A 22751-nucleotide genomic window follows, 5' to 3' on the forward strand; every position below is an offset into this window, starting at 1 on the left:
ACGAGCGCTTCGCGCGCAACTTAAGTGAAGCGGGCGATACGGTGCCGAGCGCTCAGAGCCGGCTGCCCATCAGCGGCGGGGCAAAGGACCGAAATACCCAATGATGCGTTCGATCTGAGTCCCTTCGGGCGCGATGAACGCGATGTCCAAGCCCTCCGGCAAGGCCGTGCCATCGGCCTGGACAACGTGCCACGCAAACCGGGCCACCCCATGGTGGACATCGACTTGGCTGGTACGCACGACCCGGGCGCCTGGGCGGCGCGCCTGTACCTTGGCGATGTGCGAGAGCAGTTCCTCTGCACAGACCGCGTGCACGGTCGGATCGGTGTAGGTGGCGTGGGGCGCCCACACGGATGCCAGCAGTCGCGCGCGGGCACGCGGGTCGGGCTCTGACCAGACGTCGCAGTACCGATCAATCAGGGCGGACGGTTCCATGGGTGGGTGGTCTCATCTCTTTAATGGGTGTGCCTGACATGGGGCATCGGGCCGACATCACGCCCCTGGCGTTGGCCCGGAACGACCGTGGCAGCGTGCTGGCCGCATCGGGCGTGCCCATGTTACGGGGGCCGACGGGCACGGTGTCCCGTCCGATGCTCAAGCTTTGTGAAACTGGTTGCCCGGTTGCGGCGCCGGCCACCAGGCCGGCAACAAGGCCAGCACCTCGGCCTGAGCAAAGCGGTCGTCCATCAGCACGATCAGCCCCTGGTCCTCGGGCGTGCGTATCACCCGCCCGGCGGCCTGGGCCACTTTTTGTATGCCGGGGTAGAGGTAGGTGTAACGCCAGCCGTCGCCGAGCAGGGCTTGCAGGCGCTCGCGCATGCGTTCGTTGACCGGGTTGACCTGTGGCAGGCCCAGGGTGGCGATGAAGGCACCGATGAGGCGGGCGCCGGGCAGGTCGATGCCTTCGCCGAAGGCGCCGCCCAGCACGGCAAAACCCACGCCCTGGCTGGTGGGCGTGAAGCGGTCCACAAAGGCCTGGCGGTCGGCCTCGCTCATGCCGCGCGATTGCGCGAACTGCGGCACCTCGGGGTGGCGTTCGGCCAAGCGTTCGCTGGCCTGGCGTTGGTAGTCGAAGCTGCTGAAAAAGGCCAGGTAGTTGCCGGGGCGGTTTTGGTAGTGGTGGGCGATGCGATCCACCAGGCGGTCCAGCGATGGGGCGCGGTCCTGAAAGCGGGTGGAGATGTCGCGCGCCACCTCCAGCCGCAACTGTGACGCGGCGAAAGGCGAGGGCACGTCGCGCCAGGCGGTGTTCTCGGGCAGGCCCAGCAGTTCGCGCACAAAGTCGGGCGGGCTGAGGGTGGCCGAGAACAGGGTGGCGCCTTGGGCGGCCTGCCAGCGTTCGCGCAGAAACGGCGCGGGCACCACGTTGCGCAGGCTCAGCGTGCCGTCGTTCTCTGTGCTCAGGTCCAGCAGGGAATGGGGGCCGAAGGCCTCGGCCAGGCTTTGGAAAAACAGGGCGTCGAAATACCAGCGCACCAGCGGGCTGCCAGGGGCTTCGGTGGGGTGTTCGGCCAGGTGCTCGGCCACGGCGGCCACCGCGCCTTGCAGGGCGCCGGTCCAGTCGTCGGGCAAGGTTTCCAGCACCTGGTAAGGCGCGTCAAAGCTGTCCAGCAGCTGCTTCCAGGCTTTGTGCAGGCGCCCCAGCGGGCGCTTGAGTGTTTTGGGCGCCAGCAGGCGCATGCCGCGAAAACAGGCGAAGTCCAGCGCCGCGCTGTACATGCCCCGCGCGCGCTCCACCAGGTTGTGGGCCTCGTCCACCAGCAGGGCCGCGCTGCGTTCTTCGCTGGCCACGAGTGCGTGCAGCATGGCGAAGGGATCGAAGAAGTGGTTGTAGTCGCCCACCACCACGTCGCTCCAGCGCACCAGGGCCTGGGTCAGGTAGTAGGGACAGATGCGATGCGCCAGGGCGATGGCGCGCACCTGAGCGCGGTCCATGCGGGCCGATCGCACGGCGGCTGCGCGGGCGGCGGGCAGGCGGTCGTAAAAGCCTTGGGCCAGGGGGCACGAGTCGCCGTGGCAGGCCTTGTCGGGGTGTTCGCAGGCCTTGTCGCGCGCCACCAGTTCCAGCGTGCGCAGGGGGAGGGCGGGTGTGTGGGCTTGCAGGCGGGCCAGGCCGTCGAGCATGAGCTGGCGGCCGGGGGTTTTGGCGCTCAGGGCGTAGAGCTGGTCGGTGCCCGCCCTGGTGTCGGTGGGGGGCATGGCCCGCAGCGCCGGGAACAGTGTGCCCACCGTTTTGCCGATGCCGGTGGGGGCTTGTGCCAGCAGGCAGCGGCGGTGGGTGTGGGCGCGGTACACGGCCTCGGCCAGTTCGCGCTGGCCAGCGCGGAAGTGGCCGAAGGGGAAGGCGAGCTGGCGCAGCGCTTCGTCGCGCCGTGTGCGGTGGTCGGCTTCCTGGTCGGCCCAGTGCAGAAAGCGTTCGCACAGGGTCTCGAAGTGGTCGCGCAAATCGGCCGCGCTGTGGGTTGCGCTCAGCACGGTTTCGGCCTGGTCGTCGAGGTCGAAATACACCAGCGCCACCTCCACCTCAGGCCAGCCTTCCTGCTCGCACAGCAGCCAGCCGTAGGTGCGGGCCTGCGCCCAGTGCAAGGCCCGGTGGTTCGCGGGTACCCGCTCGATGGGGCCCCGGTGGGTTTTGATTTCTTCCACGCGCCGCGCCTGCACGTCCACGCCGTCGGCCCGGCCGCGCACCAGCAGGTGGCGCCAGCGGCCGCTCAGGCTCGCTTCGGCAGTCCAATGGCTGGGTCGGCGGCTGGCCACCAGGCGGTGGCCTTCCTGGCCTTGCGCGGCCGTGGGGCCAGGCGTGAAGCGGGTGTCCAGGTCGCCCTGGCGGGCCGTGAAGTCGCACAGGGTGCGCACGGCCACCGTGTAGGTGGTGATCGCGGCGGGTGCGGGCTCGGCTGGCATGGGCAGCGCGCATCATGCCAGCCCGCGCGGGCCTTCAGGTCATCAGGCCTTGCTGGGGTCGAGGTCGTCCCATGCTTTGAGGGTTTCGCCGGCGTACATCAGGGCCGGCCCGCCGCCCATGTACACACAAATGGCCAACATCTCTTCCAGCTCGGCGCGGCTGCAGCCCAGCTTGTGCAAAGCCTTGACGTGAAAGCCGATGCAGCCCGAGCAGCGTTGCGTGATGCCGATGGCCAGCGCGATCAGCTCCTTTTGTTTGCCGTCCATGGCGCCCGGTGCCATCGAGGCGCGGGCCAATTGGCCAAAACCCGCCATGGCCTCGGGTTGCGCCTGGCGGAAGCTGGCCAGGCTCTGGTTGAGTTCGGCCATGAGGCCGGTGTGATCGAACAACGCCATCTGAATCTCCGATGTGGGGTACGCCTGGGAGTATCGGAGGCTGGGAGTTCACCCGCCTTGACTTGCGTCAGTTGGGGTGTTTGTGGGGCGTGAGGGCAAAAAAAACGCCGGCTTGGGCCGGCGCGGTTGAATCAAATGCATCTCTTGGGGACGCTGGGGATATGTTGTTCGACTTCGGTTGTCTCCTCGGTCCCTCGCGGCACAACGGTGCGCTTTTTTAAGCCACGCCGTTTGCGAGTGGCCAAATTGTAAAAAACATGCACCGCAACTGGGCATAGGGATTACCCCAGGCACCACAACCGCTCATCGGCCTGCACGAATCCAGGCGGCGGCTTTCTCGGCCATCATCAGCGTGGGGCTGTTGGTGTTGCCGCTGGTGATGGTGGGCATGGCACCGGCATCCACCACCCGCAGGCCGGCGACGTGCCCGCCTTGGCCGTCGCGCACGCGCAGATGGCTGTCCAGCACGGCCATGGGGTCGCCATCGCGGCCCATGGCGGTGGTGCCCACCGGGTGGAAGATGGTGGTGGCGATGTCGCCGGCCAGGCGGGCCAGGTCTTCATCGCTCTGGTACTGCACGCCGGGTTTGATCTCCTGGGGCCGGTATTTGGCCAGGGCCGATTGTTCGACGATGCGCCGGGTCAGCCGCAGGCTGTTGGCGGCGATCTGGCGGTCATCGGCCGTGCTCAGGTAGTTGGGCGCGATGGCGGGGGCGTCGCGGAAGTTGGCGCTCTGGATGTGCACCGTGCCCCGGCTGCTGGGGTTGAGGTTGCACACGCTGGCGGTGAAGGCCGGGAAAGGGTGCAGCGGCTCGCCAAACGCCTCCAGGCTCAGCGGTTGCACATGGTATTCGAGGTTGGCGTGGGGCTGGGCCGGGTCGCTGCGGGTGAAGGCGCCGAGCTGGCTGGGTGCCATGCTCATGGGGCCGCTGCGCTTGAGCGCGTACTCCAGCCCGATCAGGGCCTTGCCCCACAGGCTGTTGGCCAGGGTGTTGAGCGTTTTGACACCTTGCACCTGGAACACCGCGCGGATCTGCAGGTGGTCTTGCAGGTTGGCGCCCACGCCGGGCAGGTTCACCAGGGGTGTGATGCCGTGCCGCTGCAGCAGGTCGGCCGGGCCGATGCCCGAGAGCTGCAGGATCTGCGGCGAGCCGATGCTGCCCGCGCTCAACACCACCTCGCGGGCGGCGCGCACCGTCACGGGGCGGCCCTCGCGCCACACCTCCACGCCCACACAGCGCTGGCTGCCGTTCGCCTGCGCCTCCAGCAGCACGCGGCTGACCTGGCTCTGTGTCCACAGCGTCACGTTGGGCCGCTGTGTGCAGGTGGGGCGCAAAAAGGCCTTGGCCGTGTTCCAGCGCCAGCCGGCTTTCTGGTTGACCTCGAAATAGCCCACACCTTCGTTGTTGCCGGTGTTGAAGTCGCTGGTGGCGGGTATGCCGGCCTGTTGCGCGGCCTCGGCAAAGGCGTCGAGCACGTCCCAGCGCAGGCGCTGTTTTTCCACCCGCCACTCGCCGCTGCTGCCGGTGTTTTTATGGCCGTGCATGGCGGCAAAAGCCGGGTCTTGGGTGCCATCGAGCTTGTAATGCTGCTCGTGCGCCTTGAAGTCGGGCAGGCAGGCATCCCAGCGCCAGGCATCGTCGCCGGTGATCTGCGCCCACTGGTCGTAGTCGCGTGCCTGGCCGCGCATGTAAATCATGCCGTTGATGCTGGAGCAACCGCCCAGCACCTTGCCGCGCGGGTAGCGCAGCCGGCGGCCGTTGAGGCCGTCGCTGGGTTCGGTCTGGTACAGCCAGTCGGTGCGCGGGTTGCCGATGCAGTACAGGTAACCCACGGGGATGTGCACCCAGTGGTAGTTGTCCTGCTGGCCGGCTTCGATCAGCAGCACGCGTTTGGCGTGGTCGGCGCTGAGGCGGTTGGCCAGCAGGCTGCCGGCGGTGCCACCGCCGACGATCACGTAGTCAAAAGTCACATCACTCATTGAGGCGTCCTGAATCACACCGGCCGGAGTTGAAGAAGGGGCCCGCCGTCGGGCCGCCCCAAGGCGTGGCAACGCAAGGAGGCATCACTTCGCGGTGGGCATCACAAACTCGGCGCCTTTGCCGATCGATTCCGGCCAGCGCTGCATGATGGACTTCTGCTTGGTGTAGAAGCGCACGCCCTCTTCGCCATAGGCGTGCATGTCGCCGAACAGGCTTTTTTTCCAGCCACCAAAACCGTGCCAGGCCATGGGCACCGGGATGGGCACGTTGATGCCCACCATGCCCACCTGGATGCGGCGGGCAAACTCGCGGGCCACGTTGCCGTCGCGGGTGAAGCAACTCACGCCGTTGCCAAATTCGTGGTCATTGATGATTTGCACCGCCTGGGCAAAGTCGGGCACCCGCACGCAGCTCAGCACCGGGCCAAAGATCTCTTCCTTGTAGATCTTCATGTCGGTCGTCACGTGGTCGAACAGCGTGCCGCCGAGCCAGAAACCGTTCTGGCAGCCTTCGCCGGCGCGGGCGCCGTCAAAGCCCCGCCCATCCACCAGCAACTGCGCGCCTTCCTTGGCACCGGCTTCGATGTAGCCGGTGATGCGCTGGTGCGCAGCGGCCGTCACGATGGGGCCCATCTCGGCCGCCAGGTTGGTGCCGTTGAGCACCTGCAGCGCCTTCGTGCGCTCGATCAGCTTGGGCATGATGCGGTCGGCCACATCGCCCACCAGCACCGCCACGCTGATGGCCATGCAGCGCTCGCCCGCCGAGCCGTAGGCCGCACCGATCAGCGCGTCCACCGCCTGGTCCAGGTCGGCGTCGGGCATCACCACCATGTGGTTCTTCGCGCCGCCCAGGGCTTGCACCCGTTTGCCGTGGTGGGCGCCGGTCTCGTAGATGTAGTTGGCAATGGGGGTGGAGCCGACGAAGCTGATGGCTTTCACATCGGGGTGCACCAGCAGCGCGTCCACGGCCTCCTTGTCGCCCTGCACCACGTTGAACACACCGTCGGGCAGGCCGGCCTGCTTGAGCAAGTCGGCGATGAACAGCGAAGGCGAGGGGTCGATGGGGCTGGGCTTGAGGATGAAGGTGTTGCCGGCGGCAATCGCCACCGGGAACATCCACATGGGCACCATGACCGGGAAGTTGAAGGGCGTGATGCCCGCCACCACGCCCAGCGGCTGGCGCAGCGTCCAGTTGTCCATGCCGGTGGAGACCTGGTCGGTGAAATCGCCCTTGAGCAACTGCGGGATGCCGCAGGCGAACTCGATGATGTCGATGCCGCGCGACACCTCGCCCTGCGCGTCGGTGAACACCTTGCCGTGTTCGGCGGTGATCAAACGGGCCAGGTCGTCCTTGTGCTGGTTGACCAGTTCGAGGAACTTGAACATCACCCGCGCACGGCGGATCGGCGGCGTGTCCGCCCAGGCCGGGAAGGCGGCCTGCGCGGCGGCCACGGCGGTGTTCACATCGGCCGTGTTGGCCAGCTTCACGCGGCCCGTCACGGCGCCGGTGGCGGGGTTGAACACGTCTTGTGCGCGGGTGGCGGTGCCCGGTTGTTCAGCGCCGTTGATGAAGTGTTCAATATTAGTGATGCTCATGGGTGGTTCTCCAAAGAATGGACCGAGTGTGCTTGACCAACGTGACGAAATCCAATGAAATCGTCAAAACCTATTTATAAGCAATGCAAATATGAAAACCCCCGCCCTGGGCCAGGCCGACCCCCAAGCGCTGCGCGCCTTTGTGGCCGTGGCGCGCGAGGGCAACGTCTCACGCGCGGCCCAGCGCCTGCACTTGAGCCAACCGGCGGTGAGCCTGCAACTCAAGGCCCTGTCTGAGGCCACCGGCTTGCAACTTTTCACCCGCACGCCCAAAGGCATGGCGCTCACGCAAGACGGGGCGGCCCTGTTGCCCTTGGCCGACAAGGCCTTGTCGGCGCTGGCTGATTTTGGCCAGGCCGCCGCCGCGCTGCACCACACGGTGCGCGGCACGCTGCGCATCGGCACCATCCTCGACCCCGAGTTCACCCGCCTGGGCGCCTTTCTCAAGGCCCTGGTCGAATCGGCGCCGCAAATCGGCACCGAGCTGCGCCAGGGCATGAGCGGTGACGTGCTGGCGCAGGTGACACGGGGCGACCTGGACGTCGGCTTTTTTCTCGACCTGCCGGACGACCCGGCCGGCGTGCCCTACCGGCTGCGCCCATTGGCCCGCTTCAGCTACCGGGTGCTGGCGCCGGCTGGCTGGGGGCCGCAGGTGCGTGGCAAGGACTGGAAGGCCTTGGCCGCGCTGCCCTGGCTGGCCACCCCGGCCGCCAGTGCCCACCACCGCTTGCTGCGCCGCGTGTTTGGCCCCGGCTCGCTCACCGGGCTGGAACCGCGCCGCGTGGCCTTGGTTGATCAGGAGGCTTCGATGCTGGACCTGGTGAAAAGTGGCGTGGGCCTGAGCCTGGTGCGCGATGCGATTGCCATGCGCGAAGCGCAGGCACGTGGTCTGGTCGTGGCCGACCGCGTGGCGCTGGACTGCGATCTGAGTTTTGTGTGCCTGGCCGCGCGGGCCGGTGAGCCGGTGATTGCCAGCGCCCTGGCGGCGCTGGACAGCGTGTGGGCCTGAACCCGCGTTTCAGTTTTGCGGCGTGCGCCGGATCATCGACACCACCAGTGTCACCAGCGACAGCGGGATCACAAAGCCCATCATCGCGGCCGAGAACGGCGCCAGCGCGTCGTGTTGCTGCGTGGCCAGAACCAGGTAGGCCACGTAGGCCGCGTAGTAGGCCAGGAACACGCCACCTTCCCAGCGCGCGATTTCGCGCCCGGTCAGGAACACCGGCAGGCAAGCCAGCGCAACTGCAATCATGACCCAGATGTCGAAGCTCAGCACCGACGGCGCCATAGCCAGGCCGAGGTCGCCCGACACGAGGCCCGAGACGCCCAGACAGCCGAGGATGTTGAACGTGTTGCTGCCCACGACGTTGCCCACCGCGATGTCGCGCTCCCCTTTGATTGCCGCGGCCAGGCTGGTAGCCACTTCGGGCATGGAGGTGCCCGCCGCCACGATGGTCAGGCCAATCACGACATCGCTCACGCCCATGGCTTTGGCAAACACCACCGCCGCGCTCACCAGCCAGTCGGAACCCAGCACCAACAGGCCCAGGCCCGCCGCAATCAGCGCCAGTTGTACCGGCCACTTGGCGTCCCAGGCGGTGGCGTTGACCGGTGGCAACTCGGCGTCGAATTCGGTCGGTTCGCTGCTCTCGCGGTTTTGTCGGCGCGATTGCACCACCAGAAACACGGTGTAGGCCACCAGCAGGCCAAACAGCAGAGCGCCGTCCCACAGGCTTAGGCGACCGTCCCAGCCAAGCAAGAGCAGCAGCATGGAGCAGCCGATCATGATGGGCACCTCCTGGCGTATCAGCTGCAGGTTCACCACCAGCGGCGCAATCAGGGCGCTGAGCCCCAAGATGAACAGCACGTTGAAGATGTTGCTGCCCACCACGTTGCCGATGGCGATGTCGGTGTTGCCGTCGAGCACGGCGCCCACCGACACCGCCACCTCGGGCGCACTGGTGCCAAAGGCGACGATGGTCAGGCCCACCACCAGCGGTGAAATGCCAAAGGACAGTGCCATTTTGGAGGCGCCGCGCACCAGCAGGTTGGCACCCGCCACCAAAGCTGCCAAGCCGGCCAGAAACATCAAAAAAGTCATCAAGGTTCCCGAGGTTTTGTTGAATGGTGACAGCGCGTCGATCAGTCCTGACCGAGCAGCCGTTTGACCAGTGGATGTTGTACCTTGCGTTCGGTGCCGATGGCAAAAAAATGTTCCAGCACGCCATCCACGTCGGCAAACCAGACCACACCGTAGCGCTGCGTCAGCGTCTCGCGCATGCGGTCGGGCGCCGGGAACACCCCCAGGCCTGATGCGCCAAAGGTGCTCAACAGCGCGCTGTCTTCGAACTCCCCCACCACCCGTGGCGCCACCCCGTGGCGCTCGAACCAGTGGTCTATGCGCGGGCGCACGGCGGTGTGGGCGCTGGGCAGCAGCACGGGCACCGTGGCTAGGCTTCGCGGGAAGTGGTCGCGAGCCTGATCGACCCATTGCGCCGGCGCGTACCAGCCGAGCGGTGAGCTGCCCAGCGCGTGGCTGTACAGCCGCAGGTTGGGGTTGGGCGGTGCGGCGCGGTCGGACAGGACCACGTCCAGGCGGTGCAAGGCCAGGTCGCCGAGCAAGTCCTCGAACTCATCTTCGTGGCACAGCAGGCGCAGGTGGGGTTCGGCCAGCGCGGGCGCCAGCAGATCGCGCACCGCCAGTTTGGGCAGGCCGTCTGAAATGCCCACGGCCAAGCGCACCTGGGTGTGGGTGGCAGCGTCCCGCACGGTGCTGTGCAGCTGTTCGCCCAGCTGAAAAATCTGCTCGGCCAGCGGCAGCGCGGCCAGGCCGGCGTCGGTCAGCGCCAAGCCACGGCCGGCCGGCTTGAACAGCGCGTGCCCCAGCGACTGCTCCAGCGCGCGCACCTGGGCGCTCACGGTTTGCACCGCCATGCCCAAGCGCGCGGCGGCGTGTGACATGCCGCCTTCTTTGGCCGTGACCCAGAAGTAGTAGAGGTGCTTGTAGTTAAGTTCCTGGCTCATGCTTCGAATTTATCTGAAAAGAAATTCTAAAGCACATGCTTTTATGTGAATGAATGCGCGCCTAAGGTTGGGGGCTTGTTGACCAACCGAAGGAGCCAGTCATGCAGATTCGAGTGGAAACCGTTGCCGATGATCTCAACGGCGATGCCCGCCAGCGCGTCGAGGCGCGGGTGCGTTTTGTGATGCGCCGCATGCGCGCCCAGGTGATGCAGGTGCACGTGCGCCTGCGCGACATCAACGGCCCGCGCGGTGGCATCGATCAATCGTGCCAGATCACGCTGGCCACCGACCAGCACGGCACGCTGGTGGTGAACGCGGTCGAGCGCCAGGCCATGGGCGCGCTGGAACTGGCGCTCAAGCGCGCCGCTGGGGCCTTGGTGCGGGCCTGGCAGCGCCAACGCCGCCCGGTGCGTGGCTTGTCGCTGGCACGCCGCCAGGCGCTGGCCCTGGGAGGCGCAGCATGAAGTGGCTGTTGTGGGCGGTGGTGGCGCTGGCGGCGCTGATCTGGACCGGCGTGGTGGCCGTGGGCGCCCAGCTCAGCGACTGGCTGGCCGCAGCGGTGGCCAGTGGCCAGGCCGTGGACGTGGCGCGCAGCGCGGCCCAGTGGCCGGTGCCCGCGTGGTTGGCGCTGTGGGTGGACCCGGCCTGGGTGAGCGCGCTGCAGCAGGCCTGGGCCGACGCCTTCGCCTGGCTGTCGGACGTGTTGCCGGCGACTGCGGGATGGGCCGGCAGCTTGCTGGGCTGGGTGGCGCCTTTGTTGTGGCTGGTGTGGGCGGTGGTGCTCGGGCTGATGTTGTTGCTGGCGGGCGGCCTGCACTGGTTGATGGCGCGGCGCGGCCCGGCGGCTGTGCCCGGCCATTGAACGCCGTGGGGCGACCATGAGCCGACACATGGCGGGCCACCTGCGTGCCCGTGCGGCCGATGCCAGTGACGCCTGGCGGCTCACACTGGCCGAGTTGTTGGCTTTGCCGGACAGCCAGTCGCTGCCCAGCGTGTTGTTGCTGAGTGCGGCGCTCACCATGCTGCCGGTGGCGGGTGCCGGCACGGTGCTCAGCTTCCTGCTCTGGTGGGTGGCCTGGGCCTGGTGGCACGGGCACGACCGGTTGCCCGTGCCGCGCCGCGCGCTGGCGCTCAGCCTGAGCCCACGCTGGAGCCGACGTTGCCTGCACGGTCTGGCCTGGGTCTTTGAGCAGGCCGACCGCTGCCTCAAGCCCCGTTGGGCGATGTGGACCCACCAGCGCACACAGTCCTGGTGGGCGCTGTGGGTGTCGCTCATGGCCGCGCTGATTTTCCTGCCCTTGCCGCTGGGCAATGTGCTGCCCGCGCTCAGCCTGATGTTGGTGGCGCTGGGCTGGATGTTTCGCGACGGTTTGGCGCTGGCCCTGGCCGGCGCCACCGGGGTGGCGGCCCTGGCTTACGTGGTGGTGTGGTGGGAGCTGCTGCTGCGCCTGCTGGCCGCCGCGCTGCCCCACCTGCCCTGGCTTCAGGCGGCCTGACCGACCGGTCTGCGGGCTTCCAGGAAGGTGGCCAGTGCCTCCTCAGCCAGGGGCCGCGAAAACAGGTAGCCCTGGAACTGGGCGCAGCCGTGGCGGCGCAGAAAGTCTTTCTGCGCGTCGGTCTCCACGCCCTCGGCAATGACCTGCAGACCCAGGCTGCTGCCCAGGGTGAGGACGGCGCACACGATGGCGGCGTCGTTGGGGTCGGTCATCAGGTCACGCACAAACGACTGGTCGATCTTGAGCTGGTCCAGCGGCAGGCGCTTGAGGTAGTTCAGGGACGAATAGCCGGTGCCAAAGTCGTCGAGCGAGAACAACACGCCGTGGGCACGCAAGGTGGTCATTTTCTCGACCAGGCTTTCCACGTCGTCGGCCAGCACACTTTCGGTCAGCTCCAGTTCCAGGCGCGAAGGGTCGGCGCCCGTGGCGGCGAGGGTGTCGATGACGGAGCGCACAAAACGCGGGCTCCTGAACTGCTTGGCGCTGACGTTCACCGCGATGCGCAGCGGGCTCAGGTCGGGGTCGTGGCGCCAGGCCGCCAGTTTTTCGCAGGCGGTGGTCAGTACCCATTGGCCGAGTTCGAGGATGAAGCCACTTTGTTCGGCCAGGGGAATGAACTGCGCAGGCGACACGTTGCCCCGGGTGGGGTGCTGCCAGCGCAACAGCGCCTCCACGCCCTGCACCTGCCCGGTGGCGTCCACCTGGGGCTGGAAGTGCAAACGGAATTCGTTGTTGGCAATGCCCTGGCGCAGGTCCATCTCCAGGGTGGCGCGGGCGGTCAGTGCGATCTGCAGCTCGGCGTCGAAAAAGCGGTAGTTGTTGCGCCCGGCGCCTTTGGCCTGGTACATGGCCATGTCCGCCTGTCCCATCACCGTGTCGGTGCTGGTCCGCCCCGCATCGCCAAACAAGGCGACGCCCAGGCTGGCGGTGGTCATGTACTCGCGCTGTTGGGGGTGGAAGGGTTTGTCGAACAGCGCCAGCACCTTTTTCATCACCGCCTCGGTGTGGGCGGCGGCGGTGGCGCGGTCGGTGGCCAGGTTTTCGAGCAGCAGCACAAATTCGTCGCCGCCCAGGCGGGCCACGGTGTCGCCCTCGCGCACCGCGCCGGTCAGGCGCTGGGCCAGTTCCACCAGCAACTGGTCGCCCGCTTCGTGGCCCCAGGTGTCGTTCAGGGTTTTGAAGTCGTCCAGGTCCAGCATGACCAGGGCGCCCATGTTGCGGCTGCGTTCGCTGCCATGCAAGGCCCGCTGCAGCCGGTCCAGCAGCAGGCGGCGGTTGGGCAAATTGGTCAGCTGCTCATAAAAGGCCAGGTGGGCGATGTCGGCTTCGGCCTGGCGCTGTTGGGTGATGTCGCGCACCAGGCCGATGTAGGTGGGTTGGCCGTCGCGCCGCACCTCGGACACCGCCAGGTGGATGGGGAAGGTGTGCCCGTCGCGGTGCTGAGCCAACAGCTCGCGGCCCACGCCCACCACCTGCTTGGCGTCCGGGGTCTGGACCATCTGGTGGGCGATGTAGTTGTCGTGCCCACGGCGGAAACCCTCGGGCAGCAGCATGCGGGATGGCTGGCCAATGGCCTCTTCCGCGCTGTAGCCGAAGATGCGCGTGGCGGCCGGGTTGAAGGAGCCGATCACCCCAAAGTGATCGATGGTGATGATGCCATCGACCACGTTGTCCAGTATGGCCTGGGTGTGTTGTGCCACCTCGGCGAGCTGGCGGGTGGCCTGGATGCGCTCGGTGGCGTCTTGCATGATGCCGAACACGCGCAGGGCCTTGCCATTCTTGTCGCGCACGGCGTTGCCATAGCTGTGTACCCACCTGATTTGGTGATCGACGCGCACCAGCCGGAACTCGAAGCTGTAGAACCCGCCCCCGTCGATGCACCGCTGCAGTTCGGCACGCACACGTTCGCGGTCGTGTTTGTGGATGCGGTCCAGAAAGGTGTTTTCCGTGCCTTCCACGACGGGTTTGTGCGCGCCCAGCATGGCGGTCATCTGGCGTGACCAGAACACCCGTTTGGACGCCAGATCCCACTCCCACACACACACCTGGGCGTAGTCCAGGCTGAGGTCGAAACGGTCTTCGTTGCGCAGCAGCGTGTGCTGGTAGCGGCGCACCAGGCGCAGCAATTGCATGGAGCCCAGGCCCCAGGCCAGCAGAAACACAGCGGTGGCCAGCAACCACAGGCGCAGGTAGGGACGCCACGTGCCTTGAATTGCCGCATCGACCGGATAGATCGCCTGCACATGCAAGGCCATGCCCGGCACACGCTGGGCCACGCCCGACCACAGCTCGCCGCCGACGGGGTCGCTCCAGGTGTGGCCGGCTTGCTGGTCGGGTTGTTCGCTGCCGTCAAAAACAGGGGGGAAGTTGGCCACCAGGGCGTTGCCCCCGTGGCCGCCCAGCTGGCCTTCGACCAAGGGCGTGTCGCCATCGATCAGCACCCGAAAGCGGCTGCTGGGCACCAGTGCAGACAAGCGTTCCTGCAGTTGCTGCTGAAAGCGGTCACCCGACACCAGCAGCCACAGCGAGGCGCTGTGCAGCCCGGTGAAGGCCGCGCTTTTGAACACCATCACCGCTGTGCCTGGTGGCGGGCAACGTTCATCGGCCGCCGTGGTTGGCATGGCCCAAAGGCCCGCCGCCTCGATGGCAGGCTGCTCCCGCGCGAAAACACCGCAGTGGTTCGACAAGGTCGTGCGCCCGTCGGGTGCGCCGGAGGCCGCCAACACCTGCCCTTCGTCGTCCACCAGCAGCAAATCCAGTGTGCCTGGAACCAGGTTCTGGAACAGCCGCAATTGGGCGTGCAGGTCGGTGTCGTGGCCACCCTGCAGTGCCATGGCTTCGTTCAGGCGCATACCCAATTGCGACAGCACGTATTCCAGGTTGCGGTGTTGTTCGCCGATGGTGGCCACTTGCATGCGCACGGCGTCGGCCACGCGCTCGTTGGCGGCCTGGACTTCACTGTGGCGTCGGGCAGACAGGTGCAAGGCCACACCAGCGACCACCACCAGGGCCACCAGTGCGTTCAAGGCGAAAGCCGCCGCCACGGGCGAAATGCCGTAGCGGCGTGAGGTCAGCGTCTCATGGCCCCGGTTCATGAGGCCTCCTGCGCTGTCAAAGTCGGTGGCTGCGCTGCGTCGGCTGCGCACACCTGCTCGATGTGTTTATGGACCATGGCCCACCCCCCTGCTTGTTTTTTGGGAGATTATCGGCCCGAGCTACGCAATTTTTGACAATTATTTGTGCGGTGTGGGGGCATTACCCCGCCAAGCGGCTGAAAAACACCGCGCTCATCAGCAGGCCGACCACCACCACACCCGCGCGCACCCAGGCCACCGGCAGGCGTTTGGACCAGCGGGCGCCGAAGAAGCCCCCCGCCGTGGCGGCCACCATCATCACCAGGCCGGCTTTCCAGGCAATGGCCCCGGCCAGCACAAACGCCACCACCGACAGCCAGGACAACACCAGCGAGTTGAGGTTCTTGAGCGCGTTGACGGTGTTGAGCCTGCTTTCGCCCGCCACGGTGTACAGCGCCATCAGCAGGATGCCCAGGCCGCCGTTGAAGTAGCCGCCATACACCGCCACGGCCAGCAGCGCTGGGTTGCGCCAGCGGGCCTGTTGGCTGCCGGGGTGGCTGGCCGCCAGGCGTGCGATCCACGGCCCGGCCGCGAACAGCACGGTGGCAAACAGCAGCAGCCAGGGCACGATGCCGTTGAACAGGTGGCTGGGCGTGACCAGCAGCAGCAGGGCGCCCGCCACGCCACCCACGGCCGAAAGCAACATTTCCAGCTTGAGCCGGCGCGCAGGCAGCGCACGCAACTCCTCGCGAAAACCCAAGGTGCTGCCCAGGTAGCCGGGGCTGACCGCCAGCGCGCTGGTGGCGTTGGCCACGATGGGTGGCACGCCGGTGAACACCAGCGCGGGGAAGGTCAGAAAGCTGCCACCCCCGGCGATGGCGTTGAGCACGCCGGCGGCAAAGGCTGCCGCGGCCAGCAGGGTGTAGGTGCTGTAGGTGTCCATGGGCGGCGGTGTTCAGCCGTGCAGGTCATCGCGCCGGGCGAATTCCAGTAACCGGGCCAGTTCATGCGGGTGTGCCACCTCGTTGTGGGCGTGCCAGCGTTTGATGAGCCACATCACCCCGGCCACGATGACGCCGAAGATGGTGATGGCGGCAAACGCCGACAGCCCCATGCCGGTGGAGAAGCTGTAGAGGAAACCCAGGCCCAGGATGCAGGCCTGCTCGTTGAAGTTCTGCACCGCAATCGAGCGGCCCGCGCCCATCAGGTTGTGGCCTCTGTGTTGCAGCAGCGCGTTCATGGGCACCACCAGAAACCCGCCCAGGCCGCCCAGCAAAATCAGGAAGGGCGCGGCCAGCCACACGTTGTCGATGAAGTTCATCAGGATCACCAGCAGGCCCATGGCAATGCCCAGCGGCATGACCTTGGTGGCTTGGTCCAGCTTCATCCGCACCGAGGCCACCACCGCGCCCACCGCCGTGCCAATGGCCACCACCCCCACCAGGCCCGACGCCTGGGTGGTGCTGTAGCCCAAAGCCGCAGCGGCCCACGCCAGCACGATGTAGCGCAGGTTGCCACTGACGCCCCAGAACAGGGTGGTGGTGGCCAGCGAAATCTGGCCCAGGCGGTCGCGCCACAGACGGGTGTTGCAGGTCCAGAAGTCGGGCAACAGGGTCAGCGGGTTGCTGGGCAGGTGGCGCGGGGTGGCGCCGGTGAGCGGGATGCGGGTGTTGAACCACGCCGCCACCGCATAGACCAGCACCAGGGTGGCGATGGCGGCTTCGGGGCGGGTGTCAATGCCGGTGTTCACGCCCGGCAGGTCGATCGCCAGCAGCCAGCTCGAGAGCACCGGCCCCACCAACTGACCGCCCAGCAGCACGCCCAGAATGATGGAGGCGATGGTCAGGCCCTCGATCCACCCGTTGGCCTTGACCAGTTGGGACGGTGGCAGCAATTCGGTGAGGATGCCGTATTTGGCGGGCGAGTACGCCGCCGCGCCCAGGCCCACCACGGCATACGCCACCAGCGGATGCACCCCCCCCAGCATCATCAGGCAACCCACCACCTTGATGGCGTTGCTGATGAACATGACCCGGCCTTTGGGTTTGGCGTCGGCAAACGCGCCCACAAACGGGGCGAGCACCACATAGAACAGCGCAAACATGGGCACCAGCGCCGCACTTTGCCATTCGGCCGCGCCCCGGCTGCGCAACAACTCAACGGCGGCCACAAACAAAGCGTTGTCGGCCAGCGAGCTGAAAAACTGCGCCGTCATGATGGTGTAGAAGCCGCGCTTCATGGCGATGATTTTCCGGGGCGGTCAGTCGGTCAGGGCGCGGTGGGGGTTGAAAGTGCGGTTACAAAGTGGCCTGTCTCAAAAGCCACGAATGTGTAAACGCCTGTCACGGGTGGGCGGTTATAGCATGCCTACCACGTCCGCATTTCTCTCAGATTGCCATGCCACGTCCCATACTCGCCACCGTCCACACCCAGGCCTTGCGCCACAACCTCGAACGCGCCCGCCAGGCGGCCGGTGGCGACGCCAAGGTCTGGGCCGTCGTCAAGGCCAATGCCTACGGTCACGGCATCGAACGCGCGTTCGAAGGCCTGCGCGGCGCCGACGGTTTTGCCCTGCTTGATCTGGCGGAGGCCGAGCGCCTGCGTGCACTCGACTGGCGTGGGCCCATCCTGCTGTTGGAAGGCGTGTTTGAGGCGCGCGATCTGGAGCTGTGTTCGCGCCTGAACCTCTGGCACGCGGTGCACAGCAGCGAGCAGATCGACTGGCTGGCCGCCCACAAAACCCACCAGCCGCACCGCGTGTTTCTCAAACTCAACTCGGGCATGAACCGCCTGGGCTTCCAGCCCGAGGCCTTCCGCGCCGCCTGGGCGCGGCTGAATGCCTTGCCCCAGGTCGATGAAATCGGCTTCATGACCCACTTCAGCGACGCCGATGGCGCGCGTGGCATCGCGCACCAGGTGGCCGCGTTCGAGGCCGTGACCCGCGACCTGCCTGGCGAGCGCAGCCTGTGCAACAGCGCCGCCACCTTGCGCCACGCCAGCAACCCGTTGGCCGCCGATGGGCAACCCCTGACCTTGGCCGCCGACTGGGTGCGCGCCGGCATCATGGTCTACGGCGGCGCGCCCGATCACCCCGAGCGCACGGCCGCCGACTGGGGATTGTTGCCGGCCATGACCCTGGCCAGCCGGTTGATTGGCGTGCAAGACCTCACACCAGGCGACACCGTCGGCTATGGCTCGGCCTTTGTGGCCAATCGCGCCATGAAGGTGGGTGTGGTGGCGTGTGGCTACGCCGACGGCTACCCACGCCACGCCTCGGGCAGCGCCGCCACCGGTGGCATCGGCGGCCCGGTGCTGGTGGACGGGGTGCGCACCACGCTGCTGGGCCGTGTGAGCATGGACATGCTGGCGGTGGACCTGACGCCCGTGCTGGCCGCTGGCCGCAACGCCGGCCTGGGGGCCGAGGTGGTGTTGTGGGGCCGCAGCGCCAGCGGCGCTGTGTTGAGCGCCGACGAGGTGGCCCAAGCCGCCGGCACCATCAGCTACGAGCTCACCTGTGGGGTGGCGCAGCGGGTGCCGTTTGTGGTGGACTGACCGCCCGGCGCCGGCGCAAGGTTATGGCGTGCGGCCTATCATGGGGCGCTGTTCCACCGGAGCCCCACCATGCCGTCCATTTACGACTTCGAAGCCGAATCCATCAACGGCAAACCCGTGCCCTTGGCCCAGTACCAAGGCAAGGTGATGCTGATCGTCAACACCGCCAGCGCTTGTGGGTTCACGCCGCAATTTGCCGGGCTGGAAAAGCTGCACCAGGATCACGGCCCGCAAGGCCTGGTGGTGCTGGGATTTCCCTGCAACCAATTTGGCAGCCAGGACCCAGGCGCCAACGACGAGATCGCCAGCTTTTGCCAAGTGAACTATGGGGTCGATTTCCCCATGATGGCCAAGATCGACGTCAATGGGGCCGGCGCTCATCCCTTGTACCAGTGGCTCACCGCCGAGGCGCCGGGCTTGCTCGGCAGCAAGGCCATCAAATGGAACTTCACCAAATTCCTGGTGGGCAAGGACGGGCGGGTGATCAAACGCTACGCACCGCAGGACACGCCCGCCTCTTTGGCCAAGGACATTGCCGCCGCGTTGGCGGCGTGAGGGTTTCAGGCAGCGGCCCGTGCCTCTGCCACCAGCCAGGCCCGCAACAGCCCCACCGCGATCGGTTCCTCGGCCAGCTCGGGGGTCACAAACCAATAGCGCCGGCCGCTGGCAAATGGGCGGTCGCAGGCCACCACCAGCTCGCCACGCGCCAACTCGTCTTGCACCAGCAGGCGCGGCACCAGTGCCACCCCCAAACCGTGTGCCGCCGCCGCGGCGGTGAGCGAAAACAGTTCGTGCCGTGGACCGGCCAGGGCCAGGGGGGCGTCCACGCCATTCGCCTCGAACCACTGGCGCCACGCGTCGGGCCGGGTGCTCTGTTGCAGCAGGGGCAGTTGAGCCACATCGGCCGCTTGCAACTTCTGGCGCCCTGCCAGCAAGGCCGGACCGCAGACCGGGACCACCACTTCGGGCAGCAGCTCCGTGGCGTGGGTACCGGCCCAGTTGGCCACTTGCTCGGGTGTGCCGGCGTACAGGGCGGCGTCCCGCTCCGAGTCGGCAAACAGGAAGGCGCGCGTGCTGGTTTCGAGGTGCACGACGATTTCCGGGTGCTGCTGCGCCAGTGCGGGCAGGCGTGGCATGAGCCATCGGGTGGCAAAGGTCGGCACGGCAGACAGGTGCACCGCTCGGCTCTGGCCGAAGCGGGCCATGGCGTCCAGGGTGTCGCGCTCCAGCGCGTCGAGGCGGCGCGCCACCTGCTGGGCGTAGTCGGCACCACTGGGCGTGAGCAGCACGCCATGGCGCGTGCGCTGGAACAACTGCACATTCAGGAATGACTCCAGCTGCGCAATCTGGCGTGAGACGGCGCTTTGTGTGAGCGCCAGTTCCTGTGCGGCACGGGTGTAGCTCTGATGGCGCGCCGCCGATTCAAAGCACTGCAGGGCCTGGGTGGAAGGGATCTTGCGACGCATGGGGCGATTGTGCTTAAAAATGCGCAAATCGCATATCTGGGTGCAAAACAATCGTTTGCCACCGGGGGCGGGCGGGCCTACGATGTGCCCACTCCCCCATCCACACAACCGCTTTCAAGGAGACCCACCATGGCCCGCAACACATTCCAATGGGATGACCCGTTTCTGCTGGATCAGCAGCTGACCGAAGACGAACGCATGATCCGCGATGCGGCCTATGAGTACTGCCAGGGCAAGTTGTTGCCCCGCGTGCAGGACATGTTCCGCCACGAAAAGAACGACATCACCATCTTCCGTGAGATGGGCGAGCTGGGCCTGTTGGGCCCCACCATTCCCACGCAGTACGGTGGCGCCGGCTTGAACCACGTGAGCTACGGCCTGGTGGCGCGCGAAATCGAGCGCGTGGACTCGGGCTACCGCTCCATGGCTTCGGTGCAGTCTTCTCTGGTGATGGTGCCCATCAACGAATTCGGTTCCGAAGCACAAAAGCAGAAGTACCTGCCCAAGCTGGCCTCGGGCGAGTTCATCGGCTGCTTCGGCCTGACCGAACCCGACCACGGCTCCGACCCCGGCAGCATGGCGACCCGCGCCTACAAGGTGGACGGCGGCTACAAGCTCAAGGGCAGCAAGATGTGGATCACCAACAGCCCGGTGGCCGACGTGTTTGTGGTGTGGGCCAAGGAAGTGTCCGAAGGCGGCGCCGTTGGCCCCATCCGTGGTTTTGTGCTCGAAAAGGGCATGAAGGGCCTGACCGCACCAGCCATCCATGGCAAGGTGGGTTTGCGCGCCTCCATCACTGGTGAGATCGTGATGGACGACGTGTTCTGCCCCGAAGAAAACGCCTTCCCCGAAGTGCAAGGCCTCAAAGGCCCCTTCACCTGCCTGAACAGCGCGCGCTTCGGCATCGCCTGGGGTGTCATGGGTGCCGCCGAGTTCTGCTGGCACATGGCCCGCCAGTACACGCTGGACCGCAAACAGTTTGGCCGCCCCCTGGCCGCCAACCAGCTGATCCAGAAGAAGCTGGCCGACATGCAGACCGAAATCACCCTGGGCCTGCAAGCCGCCTTGCGCGTGGGCCGCATGAAGGACGAGCACCAGAACGTGGTGGAAATCACCTCGCTGATCAAGCGCAACAACTGCGGCAAGTCGCTGGACATCGCTCGCCTGGCGCGCGACATGATGGGTGGCAACGGCATTTCCGACGAGTTCGGCGTGGCACGCCACCTGGTGAACCTGGAGGTGGTGAACACCTACGAAGGCACCCACGACATCCACGCGCTCATTTTGGGTCGCGCCCAAACTGGCATCGCCGCATTTGCGAACTGATCGTTCACTGAATCGCTGAAACCAGGCGCCCTGTCTCCTCGCTGGAGCCAGGGCGTTGTCCATTTGTTGAGAACCTCCATGACCACCTCCCCAGGCGCTCTGTCCCATCTCAAAGTCCTAGATCTCTCCCGCGTGCTCGCGGGCCCCTGGTGCACCCAGATCCTGGCCGACCTCGGGGCCGATGTGGTCAAGGTCGAAAAGCCCGGCGAGGGCGACGACACCCGCAAGTGGGGCCCGCCCTTCGTCAAAGACGCGGCCGGCAACAACACCGAACACGCCAGCTACTACACAGCGGCCAACCGCAACAAACGCTCGGTCACCATCGACATGGCCCAGCCCGAAGGCCAGGCGCTGATCCGCCAGATGGCCGCGCAGGCAGACGTGCTGGTGGAGAACTTCAAGGTCGGTGGCCTCAAAAAATACGGGCTGGACTACGCCAGCCTCCAGGCCGTGAACCCGCGCCTGATTTACTGCTCGGTCACCGGCTTCGGCCAGACCGGCCCCCACGCCGAGCGCGCCGGCTACGACCTCATGATCCAGGCCACCAGCGGCATGATGAGCATCACCGGCCGCCCGGACGACGTGCCCGGAGGCGGCCCGCAGCGTGTGGGCGTGGCGTTGACCGACATCTTCACCGGCGTCTACTCGGCCACCGCCATCCTGGCCGCGATCGAAACCCGCCATCGCACCGGCACCGGCCAGCACATCGACATGGCCTTGCTTGATGTGGGCATGGCCATCCTGGCCAACCAGGCCGCGTCCTATCTGAACGCCGGCATCGTGCCGCAGCGCCAGGGCAACAGCCACCCCAGCTTGGCGCCCTACCAAGACTTTCCCACGGCCGATGGTTCCATGCTGCTGGCCATTGGCAACGACGGCCAGTTTGCGCGTTTTTGCGCGGCGGCAGGCCACCCCGAATGGGCACAAGACCCGCGCTACGCCAGCAACACCTTGCGCGTGCAACACCGCGAGGTGCTGATCCCGGCCATGGCCGAAGTGACCCGCACCCGCAGCACCACCGAGTGGATTGCGCTGCTGGAAGACAAGGCCGTGCCCTGTGGCCCCATCAACGACATTGGCCAGGCCTTTGCCGATGAGCAGGTGCAAGCGCGTGGCCTGGCGATTGCGCAGCAGCGCGAGGACGGCCTGGCCATACGCAGCGTGGCCAGCCCCATCCGCCTGGGCGACTACCCCGCGCAACTGCGCCACGCGCCGCCCACGCTGGGGCAGCACACCGACGAGGTGCTGGCCGAGCTGGGGCTGGATGCGGCGCGCATCGCCGCGCTCAAACAAGGCGGCGTGGTCTGACGGGTTGATCGCCAGCGGCGAGCGGGCGAGCGAGAGCGCTGCCTACAATGGGCTTCATCATTTTTGAAGATGGATTCCCCCCATGAAAACCCAAGCCGCCGTTGCCTGGAAAGCGGGTGCCCCGCTGACGATTGAAACCGTGGACCTGCAAGGCCCCAAGTTCGGTGAAGTGCTGGTCGAGATCAAGGCCACCGGCATCTGCCACACCGACTACTACACCCTCAGCGGTGCCGACCCCGAAGGCCTGTTCCCCGCCATCCTCGGCCACGAGGGCGCGGGCATCGTGGTGGACGTGGGCCCTGGCGTGACCACCCTCAAAAAGGGCGACCACGTCATCCCCCTCTACACGCCCGAATGCCGCCAGTGCAAGTTCTGCCTGAGCCGCAAGACCAACCTGTGCCAGCTCATCCGTGGCACCCAGGGCAAGGGCCTGATGCCCGACGCCAGCAGCCGCTTCTCCATCGACGGCCAACCCATCCTGCACTACATGGGCACCAGCACCTTCGCCAACCACACGGTGGTGCCCGAAATCGCCCTGGCCAAGATCCGCGAGGACGCGCCGTTTGACAAGGTCTGCTACATCGGCTGTGGCGTCACCACCGGCATCGGTGCGGTGATCTTCACCGCCA

The 22751-nt window shown here is 66.7% G+C and carries 20 protein-coding genes; 9 read left to right on the forward strand and 11 right to left on the reverse strand.

The features are described 5' to 3' along the window. Nucleotides 1–69 precede the first annotated feature (69 nt). From ACFQU0_RS16280 to ACFQU0_RS16300, 5 genes are all read right to left on the reverse strand, one after another. A complete protein-coding gene (locus ACFQU0_RS16280) occupies nt 70–435 on the reverse strand; it encodes a nuclear transport factor 2 family protein (protein WP_382202618.1) in 366 nt (121 codons plus the stop codon). Between the two features lie 159 nt (nt 436–594). After that, nucleotides 595–2904 (reverse strand): helicase C-terminal domain-containing protein, encoded by a 2310-nt coding sequence (locus ACFQU0_RS16285; RefSeq protein ID WP_382202620.1) that lies wholly within the window; start codon nt 2902–2904, stop codon nt 595–597. A gap of 42 nt (nt 2905–2946) precedes the next feature. Next, entirely contained in the window at nt 2947–3300 is a 354-nt protein-coding gene (locus tag ACFQU0_RS16290; protein ID WP_382202622.1) for a carboxymuconolactone decarboxylase family protein, read from the reverse strand. A 303-nt stretch (nt 3301–3603) separates the two neighbouring features. Further along, on the reverse strand, nt 3604–5280 hold the full coding sequence (locus tag ACFQU0_RS16295; RefSeq protein ID WP_382202624.1) for a GMC family oxidoreductase: 1677 nt from the start codon (nt 5278–5280) through the stop codon (nt 3604–3606). Nucleotides 5281–5364: 84 nt separating this feature from the next. Next, on the reverse strand, nt 5365–6876 hold the full coding sequence (locus ACFQU0_RS16300; RefSeq protein ID WP_382202626.1) for a CoA-acylating methylmalonate-semialdehyde dehydrogenase: 1512 nt from the start codon (nt 6874–6876) through the stop codon (nt 5365–5367). Between the two features lie 91 nt (nt 6877–6967). On the opposite strand from ACFQU0_RS16300, the gene ACFQU0_RS16305 reads away from it, so the two are divergent. After that, nucleotides 6968–7885 carry a LysR family transcriptional regulator gene (locus tag ACFQU0_RS16305; protein ID WP_382202627.1) on the forward strand — a complete coding sequence of 306 codons (918 nt, stop codon included), beginning with the start codon at nt 6968–6970 and terminating at the stop codon, nt 7883–7885. 9 nt (nt 7886–7894) lie between these two features. Here ACFQU0_RS16305 and ACFQU0_RS16310 read toward each other — a convergent pair whose 3' ends face one another. Both ACFQU0_RS16310 and ACFQU0_RS16315 read right to left on the reverse strand, forming a co-directional pair. After that, entirely contained in the window at nt 7895–8977 is a 1083-nt protein-coding gene (locus ACFQU0_RS16310; protein ID WP_382202629.1) for a calcium/sodium antiporter, read from the reverse strand. A gap of 41 nt (nt 8978–9018) precedes the next feature. Then, nucleotides 9019–9900, reverse strand: a complete 882-nt coding sequence (locus ACFQU0_RS16315; protein ID WP_382202631.1) for a LysR family transcriptional regulator — start codon at nt 9898–9900, stop codon at nt 9019–9021. A 101-nt stretch (nt 9901–10001) separates the two neighbouring features. Between ACFQU0_RS16315 and ACFQU0_RS16320 the strand changes: the two genes are divergently transcribed. From ACFQU0_RS16320 to ACFQU0_RS16330, 3 genes are read left to right on the forward strand one after another with little or no spacing between them, the layout of a single operon-like run. Further along, complete coding sequence (locus ACFQU0_RS16320) at nt 10002–10364, forward strand: HPF/RaiA family ribosome-associated protein (RefSeq protein WP_382202633.1); 363 nt, start codon at nt 10002–10004, stop codon at nt 10362–10364. Further along, nucleotides 10361–10762 (forward strand): hypothetical protein, encoded by a 402-nt coding sequence (locus tag ACFQU0_RS16325; RefSeq protein WP_382202634.1) that lies wholly within the window; start codon nt 10361–10363, stop codon nt 10760–10762. The genes ACFQU0_RS16320 and ACFQU0_RS16325 overlap by 4 nt, the downstream gene beginning before the upstream one ends. A gap of 16 nt (nt 10763–10778) precedes the next feature. Continuing rightward, the gene (locus ACFQU0_RS16330; protein WP_382202636.1) at nt 10779–11396 is read left to right on the forward strand and encodes an exopolysaccharide biosynthesis protein; all 618 of its coding nucleotides are present in this window, start codon (nt 10779–10781) and stop codon (nt 11394–11396) included. Here the strand turns inward: ACFQU0_RS16330 and ACFQU0_RS16335 are convergent. The 3 genes from ACFQU0_RS16335 to lplT all read right to left on the reverse strand — a co-directional run bounded on the left by ACFQU0_RS16335 (nt 11384) and on the right by lplT (nt 16709). Further along, complete coding sequence (locus ACFQU0_RS16335; RefSeq protein WP_382202638.1) at nt 11384–14491, reverse strand: putative bifunctional diguanylate cyclase/phosphodiesterase; 3108 nt, start codon at nt 14489–14491, stop codon at nt 11384–11386. The two genes, ACFQU0_RS16330 and ACFQU0_RS16335, sit on opposite strands and share 13 nt — an antisense overlap. Nucleotides 14492–14651: 160 nt before the next feature. Further along, a complete protein-coding gene (locus ACFQU0_RS16340; protein ID WP_382202640.1) occupies nt 14652–15413 on the reverse strand; it encodes a sulfite exporter TauE/SafE family protein in 762 nt (253 codons plus the stop codon). A gap of 12 nt (nt 15414–15425) precedes the next feature. Continuing rightward, the gene (lplT, locus tag ACFQU0_RS16345) at nt 15426–16709 is read right to left on the reverse strand and encodes a lysophospholipid transporter LplT (protein WP_382202642.1); all 1284 of its coding nucleotides are present in this window, start codon (nt 16707–16709) and stop codon (nt 15426–15428) included. A gap of 158 nt (nt 16710–16867) precedes the next feature. Here lplT and alr point away from each other — a divergent pair, with 158 nt between their 5' ends. After that, nucleotides 16868–18022 carry an alanine racemase gene (alr, locus tag ACFQU0_RS16350; RefSeq protein WP_382202644.1) on the forward strand — a complete coding sequence of 385 codons (1155 nt, stop codon included), beginning with the start codon at nt 16868–16870 and terminating at the stop codon, nt 18020–18022. Between the two features lie 69 nt (nt 18023–18091). Continuing rightward, on the forward strand, nt 18092–18577 hold the full coding sequence (locus ACFQU0_RS16355; protein WP_382202646.1) for a glutathione peroxidase: 486 nt from the start codon (nt 18092–18094) through the stop codon (nt 18575–18577). 5 nt (nt 18578–18582) lie between these two features. Here the strand turns inward: ACFQU0_RS16355 and ACFQU0_RS16360 are convergent, their stop codons facing one another. Next, nucleotides 18583–19488, reverse strand: a complete 906-nt coding sequence (locus ACFQU0_RS16360) for a LysR substrate-binding domain-containing protein (RefSeq protein ID WP_382202648.1) — start codon at nt 19486–19488, stop codon at nt 18583–18585. Nucleotides 19489–19617: 129 nt separating this feature from the next. On the opposite strand from ACFQU0_RS16360, the gene ACFQU0_RS16365 reads away from it, so the two are divergent. The 3 genes from ACFQU0_RS16365 to ACFQU0_RS16375 all read left to right on the forward strand — a co-directional run. Further along, nucleotides 19618–20814: an acyl-CoA dehydrogenase gene (locus ACFQU0_RS16365; protein WP_382202649.1), complete on the forward strand. Its 1197-nt coding sequence runs from the start codon at nt 19618–19620 to the stop codon at nt 20812–20814. A 78-nt stretch (nt 20815–20892) separates the two neighbouring features. Continuing rightward, a complete protein-coding gene (locus ACFQU0_RS16370) occupies nt 20893–22122 on the forward strand; it encodes a CaiB/BaiF CoA transferase family protein (protein ID WP_382202651.1) in 1230 nt (409 codons plus the stop codon). Between the two features lie 82 nt (nt 22123–22204). Next, nucleotides 22205–22751 (forward strand): alcohol dehydrogenase catalytic domain-containing protein (locus ACFQU0_RS16375; RefSeq protein WP_382202653.1); only part of this gene is annotated, 547 nt, incomplete at its 3' end.

Source organism: Hydrogenophaga defluvii, assembly GCF_042665235.1.
Taxonomy (GTDB): Bacteria; Pseudomonadota; Gammaproteobacteria; order Burkholderiales; family Burkholderiaceae_C; genus Hydrogenophaga; species Hydrogenophaga defluvii_A.